This is a genomic window from Rhabdothermincola sediminis (assembly GCF_014805525.1).
GTDB classification, from domain to species: Bacteria; Actinomycetota; Acidimicrobiia; order Acidimicrobiales; family Acidimicrobilacustridaceae; genus Rhabdothermincola; species Rhabdothermincola sediminis.
Genome location: NZ_JACFSZ010000003.1, coordinates 218,603 through 233,760 on the forward strand (window position 1 = coordinate 218,603; position 15,158 = coordinate 233,760).

The window sequence follows — 15,158 nt, forward strand, 5'->3', positions numbered from 1 at the left end:
TGGAACTAGAACCTGTTCTAGTATGTGATCCATGGCCATGCCCACCGACGTCGGGATCATCGACACGATGGTCGGCTTCCCCAAACCGGACCGGCGGGAGGTGTACAAGTTCCTGGCCCCGCACCTGCGGGACAAGGAGAGCCTCGAGGAGTTCCGCTTCCCCGCGCAGTACATGTTCAAGGACGTGCCGCCGGACCTCGAGGACAACGTCGACCCAGTGGCGGTGGTGGTCGACAACCTGGACCGGTTCGGTATCGACAAGGCGATGATCGGGGTCGGCCCGGGCCGTGACGACGCCGAACGGGCCCTCAAGGACTTCCCCGACCGGTTCATCCCCTCCGCATCGGTCGACCCCAACCAGGGCATGGACGCGGTGCGCTTCCTGGTGGAGATGCACGACCGGTACGGCATCAAGGCCGCGACCACCTTCCCGGCGGGCGTGCAGGTGCCGATCAACGACAAGCGGTACTACCCCATCTACGCCAAGTGCGTGGAGCTCGACATCCCCATCTTCGTCTGCGCGGGTGTGCCGGGGCCCCGGGTGCCCATGGCCCCGCAGAAGGTCGAGCTGATCGACGAGGTGTGCTGGTTCTTCCCCGAGCTGCGCTTCGTCATGCGCCACGGCGCCGAGCCTTGGACCGACCTCGCGGTCAAGCTCATGCTCAAGTGGCCGAACCTCTACTACTCCACCTCGGCCTTCGCCCCCAAGCACTACCCGCGAGCGATCATCGACTACGCCAACACCCGGGGCGCCGACAAGATCATCTACGCGGGTTACTTCCCGGCCGGGCTGACCTACGACCGGATCTTCGCCGAGCTCCCCGGCGTGCCCTTCGACGACGAGGTATGGCCGAAGTTCCTGCGGCACAACGCAGCCCGTGTGCTCAAGATCGACCAGTGAGACCGTGAGGTGCCACCGATGAGCCGCTACCCCTTCCCCGTCCCGTTCGGCTGGTTCCAGGTGGCCTGGGACCACGAACTGGCCCCTGGGCAGGTGCTCCCCCGCTACTACTTCGCCCGCCACCTCGTGCTCTGGCGGGACGAGAGCGGCTCGGTGCACCTGCAGGACGCGTTCTGCCCCCACCTCGGAGCGCACCTCGGCCACGGAGGCTCCGTGAGGGGCACCGAGATCGAGTGCCCCTTCCACGGCTGGACCTTCGACGGCGAGGGCCGCAACACCTGCATCCCTTACAGCGAGCGCACCAACGCCAAGGCTCGCATCCGCTCGTACCCGACCGTCGTGCGCAACGGGCTGATCATGGCCTGGTACCACCCGGACGAGACGGTGGGCCCGCAGTGGGAGATCCCCGAGCTGGCGGAGTTCAACGCCGCCGAAGGATTCTCCCAGCCGGTGTGCCGCCGGTACACGGTGCATGCCGCCTGGCAGGAGCTGGCCGAGAACGGCGCCGACTCCGCACACTTCCGGTACGTCCACAACACCGAGGTGGTGCCCGAGATCGAGGAGTACCGGGCGGAGGGACCACACGCCGTCATGCGCTCGTCGCAGAAGTTCCCCACCCCTCGAGGGGTGGTGGAAGGGCGCATCGACGTCGACAACTGGGGACCGGGCTTCGCGTTCACCCGGTTCAGCGGCATCGTCGACACCTTCCTCATGGGCTGCAACACCCCCATCGACGAGGACACCTGCGAGCTGCACTTCACCTTCACGGTTCGCAGCCTCGGTGACGACGGCACCACCTCCAGCGTGGGCGAGGCCTTCGTCAACGAGGTCCACAAGCAGGTCATCGAGGACGGGCCGATCTGGGAGAACAAGGCTCACCTCGTACGCCCGGCGCTGGCCGACACCGACGGACCGTTCATGAAGTTCCGCAAGTGGGCTGCGCAGTTCTACGAGGAGGGGCTGCGCGACGACCGGCTGGTGTGGGAGCCGCCACCGCCCGGCACCTTCGAGTCGACCATGGTCCCCACCGAAGCCACGGCCTCACGCAAGCACCGGGGCAAGAACAGCTCTTGATCGGCTCGGGCCCCGGACGTGGCTCGGAGGACGCGCCCGGGCCTCGAGCGGTGGGGGAGGCACTTACCGCGCCAGTTTCAGGACCCGGGCCTGGCTCGGATCGACGACGTCGCCCGTGCCCCCTCCGCCCCCCATTGCCGGGGGTGGGTAACCCAAGAGCTGCCCGCAGTACTTGATCGATCCGTTCAGGTCGAGACTCGCGAGGTTCGTGTCGCACACGGGCGAGCCGCTCGAGCCGTTCCCGTAGACCATCCACACCGTCCAGGTGACGACGTACAAGTGCGGCTTGAGTGGATCCGGGACTCCGGGCGGGCAGTCGTAGGTCGGCCCTTTCCCACTCGAGGACTTCCCGCATCCCTGACGGGCGATCGGGATGAGCATCCCGCACCCACCCGGTGGGAAGCCGTCCTTGGCCGGAGGGCAGGGCTTCAACCCGCTGACCTGGATGAGGATCTGCGCGTCGAAGCCGTTACCCGTGTACCCGTCGACCCAGGTGTTGAGGGCCACCCCACTATCGGGCCCCTTGCCCTTGAACTCGTTGCCCGCGCCGCAGTCCGGGAGCTTCGACCACTGCAGCGGGAACCACGCCCCCAGCGCAGTGGGCTTGATCTTGTCGTCGAGGTCGAGGATGTCCCAGGCGTTCCCGGGGGCCAGATCGGCTCGGCCGCACACGATGAAGGGGCTACCGTCCGTTCGGTACAGCGGCTGGATGGTGGCAGTGGCGGACGCGCTCGCCGTCAGGCTGTCCGCGCCGAGGAAGGCACCGAACGACAAGGGGCGGGTGTCCTGCGATCGCACCCGCACGCCGGCGATCTTGTAACAGCCGGTCTCCGCCGTCGTGCACGCGGTTCCGGAGCCCGGGCGGAAGCGGTCCGTGTCGAGGTTGACGGCGCCGAGGAAGCTCGGGCTCTGGCAGAAGTCCTCGCCGACCTCGGTCAGAGCTGCGTCGTTGAGCACGAACCGGCAGCTGGCTCCGTCCGCCCCCTGCGCGCCGAGCTCCCGCTCGATCGCAACCAAGATCTCCGAGTTCGCCGGCGCCGGGGTGCCCGAGCTCGGATCACGGAAGCGGATCTTGTCGACCATCCGGGTACCCGCCATGGCCGCGGAGTCGGCCGCGTTCTGCATGGTGCGGCGCTGCGCGTAGGCGATGCCACCGTCGACGGCCAGGCCGGTCACCGCCAACAGGGCCACCAGACCGACGGCCACGAACACCACGGTGACGCCACGGTCGCCGGTGGCCCGGATCCGTCTGGCACGTGCACGCATCGATGCCTCCTCAGTTGACCGTGAAGGTCCCGGTACCGATGGTGGCGGTCCCCCATCGGACGATGATCGTCTTGGTGCCGCCCGTCCAGGTGTTGAGCTGGCTCGCACCGATGGTGACGCTGTACGGCGAGCTCGTGCCGTTGAGGGCGAAGGATTGACCGGTCGTGTTCGACACCTGGACGAACACGGAGAGGTTCGTGCACAACGGGGAGCCGTTGGTCTGGACGGTGATGGTGAGGTCCTTCTTGAGGGTGCCGTTGCCCTTCTTGCCCACGGGGTCGGGGCTGGCGGTGACCGAGGTGGCCTGACACGCGGGGGGGTTCGTCACCGAGAACGGGAACGGCCCGAAGGTTCGCTGCTCGCCGTAGACGGTCGATTGCACGTGCACCTGGTAGTCGCCCAGTGGCGTTCCGGGCGTGATGGGCACCGATAGGCTGAAGGAGCCGTCGGGGCCGACCGTGACCGTCGTTGCCCCCAACAACCCGGGAACGTCGATCGTGACCGGCGCCCCCGGCTCCAACCCCGACCCGCTCACCACCATGGTCTGGCCGCCGTAGAAGGTGGTGCTGTTGATGGACACCACCGGGTCCGGCGGCGGCGGGATCGGGGCATCAGGGATGGTGGCCGGCTCGGGCTTGCCGTTGATCAGCATCCGGGAGCTCGAGGTGAACGTCCGGTCACCGATGATCGAACCCGCAGGGCTCATCGGCCGATAGCGCCACGACACGCGCACCTCGACGAGGTCGACGTCCGGGGTCGCGCTGGCGCAGGTGATCGGCGACGCTGACCCGGGGCGGTAACAACGAGCGGTCATGCCCAAGACGGCGCTGCCTCCCAGGCGGGCCCTGACCGCCTGATCGATGCGCTGCCAGTCCGTGCTCCCGGTGACGTCAGCGCCCTTGTAGTCGAGGATCGCCACCCGCGCGCCGTCGCGGGCTGCCGACGAGTACTGACTCTGCCGGAACGCCGCGTAGCCGAAGTCGACCATGCCCAGCACGAGGAAGAGCAGCAGTGGCAGCGCGAGGCCCGCCTCGACCAGGACGGCTCCACGGTCGGTGCCCAGCCGGGCCGGCTCAGGCTGACCTGCCCTCATCCCTGGATCACCGCCTCTGCTCGGCCTCGGAGCTTGACCTGGTCCGTTCCGATGATCGCCGCCACGAGCGGCGTCAGGATCTCGAGGTTCTGGGTCACCTCGACGCTGACCCGGTCGGGGTTCGTGGGCGAGCGGTCGAAGGTGATGGGTGTGCCTCCCGACACGGCCACTGGGTTGTCACACGCGGTCGCGCCGGGCGAGTCGGCCGGACCGTTCCAGTAGGGCACTTCGGTCGTCACGCCGGCCGTGGTCCGCACCCGTGACACCTGGATGTCGTTGCGGGTCACGCCCAACCCCGGGTCCTCGCGCATGACCGCACGGTCGATGCTGCGCCCGCCGTTGCAGCCGGGGTTCACGTACTGCGGGGAGAACTGGCCGAACGCCGCCCCTTCGCGGGCGGCGTTGGTCAAGCGGTTCCGCAGCTGGGAGGCTCGGCTGAGATCGATCGTGCCGAACACGAGGATGGCCAGGAACGGCAGCAGGAGTGCGAACTCGATCAGGGCCGCGCCGCGGTCGTCCCATCGCGTGCTCGGCCGGTCGACGCGGCTCGACCGCGGGCCATCACCGATCGCCGTGAACCGGTGGTTCACCTCCTCACGCCCGCCTCTTCCTCGCGGCCACCAACCAGAACCGAGCCTCATGACCGATCCAGCATCACTTCGGACCTTTGCCCTTGCCCCCTCCGGCTTCTCCACTGCTGCCCTGCCCTCCTCCGGGCGCGCCACCCGCCGCCGGCGGAGGTGCCCCCGGAGCGTCATCCGCTGGCGGCCCCCCATCGCGCTTGGCCTGTCCCGGTGGCTCGGCCGGACGCCCGACCCCAGCACCGGGTGTTTCACCCGTCCTGCCCGGCGCCTCCCCCGAGTTTCCCGGGGCGGTACCGCTCCCACCGGGAGCCTCGTCCGAGCGGCCCGGATTCTCGCCACCCTGGCCCGGCGCCTGCTCCGAACGCCCAGGGGCTTCCTGTTGACCCGGTGCCTGGTCGGACCGGCCGGGGTTCTCGCCACCCTGGCCGGGGGCATCCTCCGATCGGCCGGGGTCCTCGCCGCCGTGACCCGGGGCCTCTTCGGACCGGCCCGGTCGATCGTCGGCGTTCGGCAGATCCAACCCGAACGGGTCTGCAATGGCCGCGACCGCATCCTGGATGGGCGCGGGAAGGAGGTTCGCCCCGGCAGCAGCGGCGAGCCCGCTGCCAGCGAGGAGCACCCCCACCCCGATCCCCGTGGCGACGAGCACCCGCCGCCGTGCTCGGGGTCGGGGTATCTGCACCGGGGATTGAACCGCAAGCATCGCGTCGAGGTGACGGCGCGCGGTCTGCTCATCCGGGTCGACCAGGAACGCGTCCCGCAGGTCGGCGACGAGCGCGGCGATCTCGGGCTGCTGCCCTTCCTCACCCGCTCCGGTTCGTCCACGGCCGTAACCTCTCACCGGTGCCTCCCCTGTCGTCTTCCTCATCGCTGCCCACGCCGGTTTCGATACCGGCCTCCCATCCGATAGGCCTTTCGACCCCCAGGGAGCGGCGTTACTCGACCGCCTCCCCGACACCCTCACCACCGGTGGCCAAGTGTCGCGTCAACGAGGCGAAGCCCCGGCGCAGCAGCGCCTTCACCGCCGTCTCGGGCTTGCCCATCACCTCGGCCACCTGCTTGACCGGCAGGTCGGCGAGCACCCGCAGCATGAGGGCGGCCCGCTGGTCCTCGGTGAGCTGGTCGAGCGCTTCGAGCACCCCTCGGCTGCGCAGCCGGGCCAGGGCCTGGGATTCGCCGTCGGTCAGCAGGATCACCCGCTCGCCCATCTCGTCGACGGGGACCGGATCCTCCCGACGGCGGCCCCGGCGACGAAAGTCGTCGATCATGCGACGGTGGGCGATGGTCAGGAGCCAGGAGCGGAACTGCTGCTCGTCACCGGCGAAGGACGACAGACGTCGCATCATGGATACGAAGACTTCCGAGGCAGTGTCTTCCGGATCCCTGGCCCCGTTGGCCCTCAGGTAACCGAGCACCAGCGGTGCGACGTCGCGGTAGATGGTCTCGATGGCGCTCGGCTCACCGCGCTGAGCGGCAGCCAGCACCTCCGGGAACGGGCCGCCTATCACGGGTGGGCCGACCGGACCGAACCGCCACGGAACGGCCGGCCTGCTGGCCGGTCATCAGCGTTCCCACCAACCGCCATGCCCCGTCGCTCACCGGTCACGTCCCGACCACCTCTGAACCCTCGACCGCCGAGTTCCTATCGGCGGCGTCGCCGAACCTATCAGCCGAACGAGAATTGACGATTAGTGTCGAGGTCGTTGTCGAGCCGGAGGTGTCCCGTGACGTCGACTACCGCGAATGTGGCCGGGCCGGCGACACGCCCGGACTGGACCTTCCTCACCAATCACGCCCATGTGCTGCTGTGCATCAGCGCCGACCCGCAGATCCGCCAGCGCGACATCGCCCGGCTGGTCGGCATCACGGAGCGAGCCGCGCAGAAGATCGTCTCGGAGCTGGAGGCCGGCGGATACCTGGTGCGCGAACGCGTGGGGCGGCGCAACCACTACCGCATCGACCGCGACCTTCCACTACGACACCCGCTGGAGTCCGCTCACCGGATCGGCGAGCTGATCGACATCCTCCGACCCGAGCTGCCGCTCGAACGCTGACGCGCAGCCAACTGGTCAGAAGTCGAGCAGGCCGGGGTCTCCTGCGGTCTGCCCACCGTCCACGACGAACTCCGCGCCCGTGCAATAGGAGCTCTCGTCCGACGCCAGGAACAGCACCAGCGGGGCGATGTCATCGACCGTGCCCAGCCGTCGCAGGGGGAGCCTGCGCACGAATGGCTCGAAAGCATCGAGCGGGGTGGTCTCGGGGTCGCGGGTCATGGGGGTGTCGACCCCACCCGGATGGACGGAGTTGACCCGGATGTTCGCCGCGCCCAGCTCGATCGCCGCCGTCTTGGTCAGGCCCCGCACCGCCCACTTGCTCGACACGTACGCGCCGACCATCGGGAACCCCACGATGCCCGAGCTGGAGGAGATGTTGACGATGGAGCCTCCCCCTGCCGCCGCCATCGCCGGGGCGACGATCTTCATGCCGAGGAAGGTGCCGACCAAGTTGATGTCGAGCACCCGGCGCAAGTCCTGAAGCTCGGTGTCGACGATGCGAGCGAAGTGCACCACCCCGGCGTTGTTGACCAGCACGTTGGGCGGACCGAAGTCGTCGAGGGTCAGCGCGAGCGCTTCGCGCCACGAGCCCTCGTCAGTCACGTCGAGATGGATGAAACGGGCTGCCTCGCCCAAACGCCCGGCCAACCGCTGCCCGGCGTCGTCGAGGATGTCGCCGATCACCACTTGCGCGCCCTCGCGCACGAACAGCTCGGCCTCGGCAGCGCCCTGCCCCCGGGCAGCGCCGGAGATGATCGCGACCTTCCCCTCGAGCCGACCCATCGAACCGCCCGCTCAGGGTTTCTCGTCGCCGACGACCCACATGGCGAAGAACTGAGAGCCCCCACCGTAGGCGTGACCCACCGCGGTGCGAGCCCCGTCGACCTGGTGCTCGCCGGCCTGGCCCCGCACCTGCAGGGCCGCCTCCGCGAAGCGCAGCATGCCCGAGGCGCCGATCGGGTTCGACGACAGCACGCCGCCGGAGCAGTTCACCGGCAGGTCGCCGTCCATCTGGGTGACGCCGTCCTCGACGAGCTTCCAGCCCTCGCCCTCCGCGGCGAACCCGAGGTTCTCCAGCCACATGGGCTCGAACCAGCTGAACGGCACGTACATCTCGACCACGTCGACATCACGGCGCGGGTCGACGATGCCGGCTTGGCGATAGACGTCAGCCGCACACTCCTGACCGCCGCGGGGGTTCACCTGGTCGCGCCCGGCGAACATCGTCGGTTCCGAGCGGAACGCGGTGCCCCGCACCCAGGCGGGCTTGCGGCCGTCGGCGGCAGCGGCGTCACCGCCCTTCTCGTTGGTGAGCACCATCGCGCAGGCGCCGTCGGAAGACGGGCAGGTCTCGCTGTAGCGGATCGGGTCCCACAGCATGATCGAGTCCTTGACCGACTCGAAGGTGATGCCTTCTTCGTGGAGGTGGGCATACGGGTTCTTCAGGGCGTTGAGCCGGTCCTTGAGCGCCACCAGGATCCCGATGTGATCGGGTGCGCCGGAGCGGCGGATGTAGGCCCGGATGTGCGGGGCGAAGTACCCGCCCGCCCCGGCATGCATCGGGGGCTGGAACGGCATGGCGACCGACAGCGCCCACATCGCCTCGCTCTCGGACTGCTTCTCGAAGGCCACGGTGAGCACCCGCTCGTGGATGCCGGCGGCCACCAGGTCCTGGGCCACGATCGCCGTCGATCCACCCACGCTCCCGGCCGTGTGGACCCGGAACATCGGCTTGCCCGTCGCTCCCAGCGCGTCAGCCAGATACAGCTCGGGCATCATCACCCCTTCGAAGAAGTCAGGGGCCTTGCCGATCACCACCGCATCGATGTCGGACCAGGTCATCTGGGCATCGTCGAGGGCACGTTGAGCGGCCTGGCGGACCAACCCGGCGATCGAGCAGTCCGCGGTGGCCTGGTGCTTGGTCTGCCCGATGCCGACGACGGCAACTCGCTCGCTCCCCATCACGCACCCTCCAAGACGCACACCAGGTTCTGCTGCAAGCACGGGCCGGACGTGGCGTGGGCGACTGCGCGGTCGGCCTCGCCCCTCCAGATGCGGGAGGCCGCCTCTCCGAATCGGATGAGACCTGCCGCCATGATCGGATTGGCACACAAGGCCCCACCCGAGGGGTTCACCACCACCGCGTCATCCAATGCCAGGGCCTCGCGCAGGATGAGCTCCTGGTGGGTGAACGGCGCGTGCAGCTCGACCACGTCGACTTTCCCCTCGCCCACGCCGGCGCGCGCCGCGGCCTGCTCGGTGGACACCGACCGTGTCAGGTCTCGGACCCCGAGCGCGTGCGGTTCGATGCGATGATCGATCCCCCGGATCCACGCTGGCCGCTCGCAGAGCTCACGAGCGACATCACCCGCCGCCAGCACCACCACGGCCGCGCCGTCGGTGATCGGGGGGCAGTCATGCTTGCGGAGCGGGGCCACGAACTCCTCCTGCGCGAGGAGGGTGGAGGCGTCAACGTCGCCGGAGAGCTGGGCGAAGGGGTTGCTCTTGGCCTGTCGCCGCCTCGCCGCGGCGACCTCTGCCATCTGCTCCACCGTGAAGGCCCCCGCCTCGAGTCCGCACCGAGCCTGCAGGGCGGCGAGCGACACGGAGTCGACCCAGAGCGGGCCGAGGTAGTAGGGGTCGAGCTGTCGGGACAGAACCCGACGGATCTCGCCTGGCGAGGACTTACCGTAGGCGTAGATGAGGGCCACGTCGATGTGTCCCATCTGCATCTTCACCCACGCCTCGTACAGCGCCCACGCTCCGTCCATGTCCACGTGCGACTCCGAGATCGGCGGCCACGGACCGAAAGCATCGAGGGTCATCACGAACGAGAACGGCTGGCCGGCGAGGTAATCGGAGCTACCGGAGCAGACGAAGTCGACCCGGTCCTTTCCGATGCCCGCACCGCGCAGCGCCTCACCCAGCAGCGGCATGAGCATCTCGACCTCGTTGATGTGCGAGACAGCCCGCTGGTGCTCGGTCTGGGCGAACGAGATGATGGCGACGTCCCTCATACGTTGTCCTTGTAGGTCTCGAACGGCGCATCGGGTTCGCCGTTGGGACGGAAGTACTTGATGGACTCGAGCGTGGGGCCGACCTCGTCGTCGGGCACCCAGACCGCTTCGACCCGCATCCCCATGTGCACCTGGTCGTAGGGCACCTCCTGGATGAGGTGCATGATCGGCAGGTCGGAGTGGTCGAGCAGGATGAGCGCGCTCACGTAGGGGATCTCCATGAGGTTGCTCATGAAGGGCACGTTCACGATGCAGAACGACGTGACCGTCCCGGTGTGACCGAGCTCGACCTCCTCCTCGGTGGGCACACCGTCGGTCGGGCAGGAGCCCCGAGGGGGGACGTAGACCTTCTGGCACACCGGGCAGCGCTGGCCGACCAGGCGCTTCTCGGCCACGGCCCGCAGGAAACGGGACGTGGCGGCCCCGGCGGTGTAGTTGTAGTGGAGGCTCGCCGGCGTGCGGATCGAGCGCACGGGCTCCAGGTCCCGCAGCCGGGGTGGCAGGGTGATGTCGCTCATCAGTGGACTCCTCCCGCGGTGTCGGCGCCGGCCTCCTCGGGCTCGAAGCACTCGATGTCGAGGATGTGCCCCTCGCGGTAGCGGACGCCGTCGTCCGCGTCCGGGTCCGCCCCCTCGGGCCGGACCGCTCGCCACCGGGCCCTCACCCGCATGCCCGTGGCCATGCGGGCCGGATCGCCCCCGGTGTCCACCGCGTGCACCATCGGGGTGTCGGCGCCGTCGAGGGTGATCAGGGCCCAGGCGAACGGGCCGTCGAGGGGCTGGCCGTCGAGGGGCTCGGCCACCCAGCACCAACTGGTGACCACGCCGGCATCGCCGACCTCGACGATCTCGGTGAGCTCCTCCGCGGTAACCGGGTCGTACTCCACCGGCGGGACGATCACCCGCCCGTCGGCGGCCCGCACCCCGACCACGAACCCTTCACGCAGCGCGGTGAAGAAGGCGCCGATGACCGGGCCGGTGGTGCGGCTGAACGGGTACTCGATGACCAGCGGCGCGATCAGGACATCGGACTCGGGCATCACTCCCCCTCGTGCGGCACGGACCCCAGCAGACTAGAACACGTTCTCGTTTGGTTGCGAACCGACTCATCCGGCCCGGAGCGGACCTTCGCCTCGCCGCCCACGGCGACGCCGGTGCATCCCCCACCAAGCCAGCGCCGCCAGCGCCGCAACCGCCAGCGCGACGGGCACCAGGACCCGGGCCAGAGCCGCCTCGGCCACCTCGCGGCCGATGCGCTCGGGGGTACCGGCTTCGACCGTCAGCCCGTCGAGGTAGAGCCGCCGCTCGGCATCCGGTGCTCCCACCTGCCCCTGCGCCCACCCGTGATACACCATCCACACGCCGGAGGGCGTGGAGAAGAACTCCTCGCCGCCCGGCCCCTTGGCGAAGGTCGTCGAGTCCATCCAGGGAGTCTGCTGAGGCTTGGTGCACGGCCCTTGTAGCGACTGGCAGATGGCGTAGCCGATGGCGTAGTGGGCGGTGTTCCAGGCATTGGCCGAGTAGAAGAGATAGAAGGTGCCGCCGTCGCTGACCATCGAGGGGCCCTCGATCAGCCCGCCCTCCCACGGCTGGTCGGCGGTGATGAGCCGGGTGGGCTCGCCCGCCGGGCTGAGGCCATCGCTGGACAGCGGTACCGACCAGATCGAGGTGGGGAGCCCGCAGCAGTTGCCGTCGTTCTTGTAGAGCAGGTGCACCACGCCATCGGGGGTGACGAAGATGCCGGGGTCGATCGCCCCACCCAGCTCGAGCGGGCAGACGAACGCGGCAGCCGAGCCGTCGGTGAACGGCCCGGCGGGATTGCTCGCCGTCGCCCGGGAGAGGCACTGCTTCTTCGAGGCGTTGTCGACCGTGGTGTAGTAGAGGACGTACGTGCCGTCGGGTCGCGCCCAGACGGCCGGCGCCCAGACCAGGCCCTTGCTGGTCCAGGCGGGAAGCTCGGGGAGAGCGTCACCGAGGTACCGGCCCGAGTCCTGCGCGATCCATTGCAGCACGGGGACGTTGGCGTCGACCGTGTTGGTGGCGTACGCGAACGCCGTGCCGTCCTGCGCCAGCACGAAGGGGTCGGCGAAGTCGCCGTCGTAGATCGGCGTCCCGATCAGCAGGCCTTCGACGGTGCCCAGGCGAACCGGCGTACCCTGCCGCTCCGCCTCGGTGCTCGGTCCCTTGGTGGGCGGTTGCTGGCCAGGATGCACCTGAGCCGGGGTACGCGGTCCCGCGCAGGAGGGCGCCAGCAGCGCGAGGGCCGTGAACATGACCGCGCCCAACGCGCTCGCCGCGCGCGAGCGAGCAGGAAACGCCGCCGCGGGCTCGATCAGTGCACCCGGCTCACAGCTCGATGACCGAGCGGATGACCTCGCCCCGCTTCATCTTCTGGATGGCGTCGTTGACGTCGTCCAGCGTGATGCGCTGGCTGATCATCCCCTCGAGGTCGAGCTTGCCCGCCTTCCAGAGCCGCAGGAAACGGTTGAAGTCCGAGCGGACATCCGCGGAGCCGTAGTAGCTGCCCTTGAGCGTCTTCTCCTGGAAGAACAGCTCGAACATGTTGAACTCGACGGTCTGGCCCATGTTGCCGACCCCGACCACGATCGCCGTGCCACCGCGGCGCACGGCGTCGTAGGCGGCGCGCACGGTCTGGGGAAGGCCGATCGCTTCGAAGGCGTAGTCGAAGCCCCCGGCCATGCCGGTGACCTCACCCTTCAGCGCGTCGAGACCGTCGGGCTTCACCGAGTGGGTGGCACCGAAACGCTTGGCCATCTCGAGCTTCTCGTCGTTGAGGTCGACCGCGACGATCGCCGCCGCGCCCGCCACTCGGCAGCCCTGGATCACCGAGATGCCCACGCCACCGCAGCCGAACACCACACAGGTCGAGCCGGGTTCCACCTTGGCGGTGTTGATCGCCGCGCCCACGCCGGTGGTGACCCCGCAGCCGATCAGTGAGGCGATCTCGAAGGGCACGTCGTCATCGATCTTGATGGCGGCTTCCTGGGGGACGATGAGCTGCTCGGCGAAGGTGCCCGTGCCCGCCATGCCGAACAGGTCCGTGCCACCCTCCTTGAAGCGGGGCACCCCCGCGATGGCGAACTGGATCATGATGCACAGATGCGGGCTCTTCTGGTCGACGCAGGCCACACACTGCCCGCACGGCGGGGACCACGCCACGACGACGTGGTCACCCACGCTCAACCTCGTCACGGCCGAGCCGACCTCCGACACCACACCGGCGCCCTCGTGGCCCGGCACGAACGGCGCGCCTTGGGGCAGGTCACCCTTCATCGCGTGCAGGTCCGAATGGCAGACGCCGGTGGCCTTGATGTCGACCTTGACATCGGTCGGGCCGAGCTCGCCCACCGTCACGTCATCGACGATCTCGAGTGTCTCGCCACCGATCTCGCGTAGCACCGCAGCGCGCATGTGGTCCCCCTTGGACGAAGTGATGAGGCCGCGATCCTCCCTGACCCACCGTCGCCCGGTCAACCAGGCCACCAGCCACCGCGTCGGGCCCGGCCGCCCGGGCGGTCGGTGGCAGATCGACGAGAACGCGTTCTAACCTGATGGTTCGTCAGATACGGCTGAAGGGGACGAAGGACATGGCCGAGCTGGGGTTCTGGAAGCTGGCGCAGAGCGATCCGGACCGGGTGGCGCTCGTCACGCCCGACGGCGTCGAACACACCGCCGGCGAGCTGCTCGCCGCGGCCAACCAGGTGAGCCACGGGCTGCGCGCCCAGGGCCTCGAGCGGGGCGACACCGTGGCCTGTGTGCTGCCCAACGGCTTGGAGATGATCCAGCTCTACCTCGGGGCGATGCAGATCGGCCTGTACCTGACGCCGATCAACCACCACCTCGTCGGGCCCGAGATCGCCTACATCGTCAACGACAGCGAGGCGAAGGTGTTCGTGGCCAGCGCCAAGTACGCGGACGAGATCCGCAAGGCCATGACCGAAATCACCCTCGACCCGGCCCACTGCTTCGCGGTCGGTACGATCGAAGGGCTGCGGCCCTGGAGTGAGTTGCTCGAGGGCCAGCCCACCACCAACCCCGAAGACCGCGTCGCCGGCGCGCCGATGCACTACACGTCCGGCACCACCGGCCGCCCCAAGGGTGTGAAGCGGGCACTGGTCGACATCGACCCCGACGTCCTCGGCGAGCTCTACGCGGGGTTCCAGGGGATGTTCGGGGTGCAGCCCTTTGACGACAACGTCCACATCACCGGCTCGCCCCTCTACCACACGGCCGTGCTCATGTGGACGGCCAACTCGATGCACATGGGCCACAAGGTGGTCCTCATGGACAAGTGGACCCCGGAAGGCATGCTCGAGCTCATCGAGCGCCACAAGGTCACCACGTCGCACATGGTGCCGACCCAGTTCCACCGGCTGCTCGCCCTGCCCGAGGAGATCCGGAACCGCTACGACGTGTCGTCGCTGCGCTGCATGGTGCACGCGGCCGCGCCCTGCCCGCCCGACATCAAACGCCGGATGATCGAGTGGTGGGGCGACGCGGTCATGGAGTACTACGCGGCCACCGAGGGCGGTGGGACCATCATCACCGCCCAGGAGTGGTTGGCCAAGCCGGGCAGCGTGGGCAAGGCCTGGGCCGGCTCAGAGATCCGCATCCTCGACGACGACGGCAACCAGGTCCCACCCAACACCGAGGGCACCGTGTACATGTCCCTCGCCCAGGCGAACTTCGAGTACAAGGGCGACAAGCGCAAGACCGAGGACAACCGGCGCGACGGCTTCTTCACCGTGGGCGACTGGGGCCTGCTGGACGAGGACGGCTACCTGTTCCTCAAGGATCGCAAGAGCGACATGATCATCTCGGGTGGGGTGAACATCTACCCAGCCGAGATCGAAGGCGAGCTGCTCACCTTCCCCAAGATCGCGGATGTGGCGGTGTTCGGGATCCCGCACCCCGACTGGGGTGAGGAGATCAAGGCGGTGGTGCAGCCAGCGGAAGGGGTCGAGCCGAGCGACGAGCTGCGGGACGAGATCCTCGCGTTCTGCGAGGACCGGCTGGCGAAGTTCAAGCGTCCCAAGACGATCGACTTCATGGCCGAGCTGCCCCGAGACCCCAACGGCAAGCTCTACAAGCGCAAGCTTCGGGACCCCTACTGGGAAGGCCGCGACGCCAAGATCTGAGCGGACCGGCG

At 68.8% G+C, this 15,158-nt stretch carries 13 protein-coding genes and 1 pseudogene; 4 read left to right on the plus strand and 10 right to left on the minus strand.

Annotated elements, in window-relative coordinates; genetic code table 11:
* Positions 1 to 31 precede the first annotated feature (31 nt).
* Entirely contained in the window at positions 32 to 901 is an 870-nt protein-coding gene (locus HZF19_RS03895) for an amidohydrolase family protein (RefSeq protein ID WP_235979274.1), read from the plus strand.
* Between the two features lie 18 nt (positions 902 to 919).
* On the plus strand, positions 920 to 1,975 hold the full coding sequence (locus tag HZF19_RS03900; protein ID WP_208027429.1) for a Rieske 2Fe-2S domain-containing protein: 1,056 nt from the start codon (positions 920 to 922) through the stop codon (positions 1,973 to 1,975).
* Positions 1,976 to 2,038: 63 nt separating this feature from the next.
* On the opposite strand, the gene HZF19_RS03905 is transcribed toward HZF19_RS03900, so the two are convergent.
* The 4 genes from HZF19_RS03905 to HZF19_RS03920 form a co-directional block, all read right to left on the minus strand.
* On the minus strand, positions 2,039 to 3,241 hold the full coding sequence (locus HZF19_RS03905; RefSeq protein WP_208027430.1) for a pilus assembly protein TadG-related protein: 1,203 nt from the start codon (positions 3,239 to 3,241) through the stop codon (positions 2,039 to 2,041).
* A gap of 10 nt (positions 3,242 to 3,251) precedes the next feature.
* Entirely contained in the window at positions 3,252 to 4,334 is a 1,083-nt protein-coding gene (locus HZF19_RS03910; protein ID WP_208027431.1) for a TadE/TadG family type IV pilus assembly protein, read from the minus strand.
* The gene (locus tag HZF19_RS03915; protein WP_208027432.1) at positions 4,331 to 4,924 is read right to left on the minus strand and encodes a TadE family protein; all 594 of its coding nucleotides are present in this window, start codon (positions 4,922 to 4,924) and stop codon (positions 4,331 to 4,333) included. The genes HZF19_RS03910 and HZF19_RS03915 overlap by 4 nt, the downstream gene beginning before the upstream one ends.
* Positions 4,925 to 5,853: 929 nt before the next feature.
* Positions 5,854 to 6,426 carry an RNA polymerase sigma factor gene (locus tag HZF19_RS03920; RefSeq protein WP_208027433.1) on the minus strand — a complete coding sequence of 191 codons (573 nt, stop codon included), beginning with the start codon at positions 6,424 to 6,426 and terminating at the stop codon, positions 5,854 to 5,856.
* A 216-nt stretch (positions 6,427 to 6,642) separates the two neighbouring features.
* Between HZF19_RS03920 and HZF19_RS03925 the strand changes: the two genes are divergently transcribed.
* Positions 6,643 to 6,972 (plus strand): helix-turn-helix transcriptional regulator, encoded by a 330-nt coding sequence (locus tag HZF19_RS03925; RefSeq protein ID WP_307781134.1) that lies wholly within the window; start codon positions 6,643 to 6,645, stop codon positions 6,970 to 6,972.
* Between the two features lie 15 nt (positions 6,973 to 6,987).
* Here HZF19_RS03925 and HZF19_RS03930 read toward each other — a convergent pair whose 3' ends face one another.
* The 6 genes and pseudogenes from HZF19_RS03930 to HZF19_RS03960 form a co-directional block, all read right to left on the minus strand.
* A complete protein-coding gene (locus tag HZF19_RS03930) occupies positions 6,988 to 7,755 on the minus strand; it encodes a glucose 1-dehydrogenase (protein ID WP_208027434.1) in 768 nt (255 codons plus the stop codon).
* A gap of 12 nt (positions 7,756 to 7,767) precedes the next feature.
* Positions 7,768 to 8,934 (minus strand): thiolase family protein, encoded by a 1,167-nt coding sequence (locus HZF19_RS03935; protein WP_208027435.1) that lies wholly within the window; start codon positions 8,932 to 8,934, stop codon positions 7,768 to 7,770.
* A complete protein-coding gene (locus HZF19_RS03940) occupies positions 8,934 to 9,989 on the minus strand; it encodes a thiolase family protein (RefSeq protein WP_208027436.1) in 1,056 nt (351 codons plus the stop codon). Before HZF19_RS03940 ends, HZF19_RS03935 begins: the two co-directional genes overlap by 1 nt.
* Positions 9,986 to 11,028, minus strand: a pseudogene (locus tag HZF19_RS17385) (Zn-ribbon domain-containing OB-fold protein). The gene HZF19_RS03940 and the pseudogene HZF19_RS17385 overlap by 4 nt, the downstream one beginning before the upstream one ends.
* A 66-nt stretch (positions 11,029 to 11,094) precedes the next feature.
* On the minus strand, positions 11,095 to 12,201 hold the full coding sequence (locus HZF19_RS03955; RefSeq protein ID WP_208027439.1) for a glycoside hydrolase family 43 protein: 1,107 nt from the start codon (positions 12,199 to 12,201) through the stop codon (positions 11,095 to 11,097).
* Between the two features lie 133 nt (positions 12,202 to 12,334).
* A complete protein-coding gene (locus HZF19_RS03960) occupies positions 12,335 to 13,420 on the minus strand; it encodes a Zn-dependent alcohol dehydrogenase (RefSeq protein WP_208027440.1) in 1,086 nt (361 codons plus the stop codon).
* A gap of 176 nt (positions 13,421 to 13,596) precedes the next feature.
* On the opposite strand from HZF19_RS03960, the gene HZF19_RS03965 reads away from it, so the two are divergent.
* On the plus strand, positions 13,597 to 15,147 hold the full coding sequence (locus HZF19_RS03965) for an acyl-CoA synthetase (RefSeq protein ID WP_208027441.1): 1,551 nt from the start codon (positions 13,597 to 13,599) through the stop codon (positions 15,145 to 15,147).
* The last annotated feature ends 11 nt before the right edge of the window (positions 15,148 to 15,158 follow it).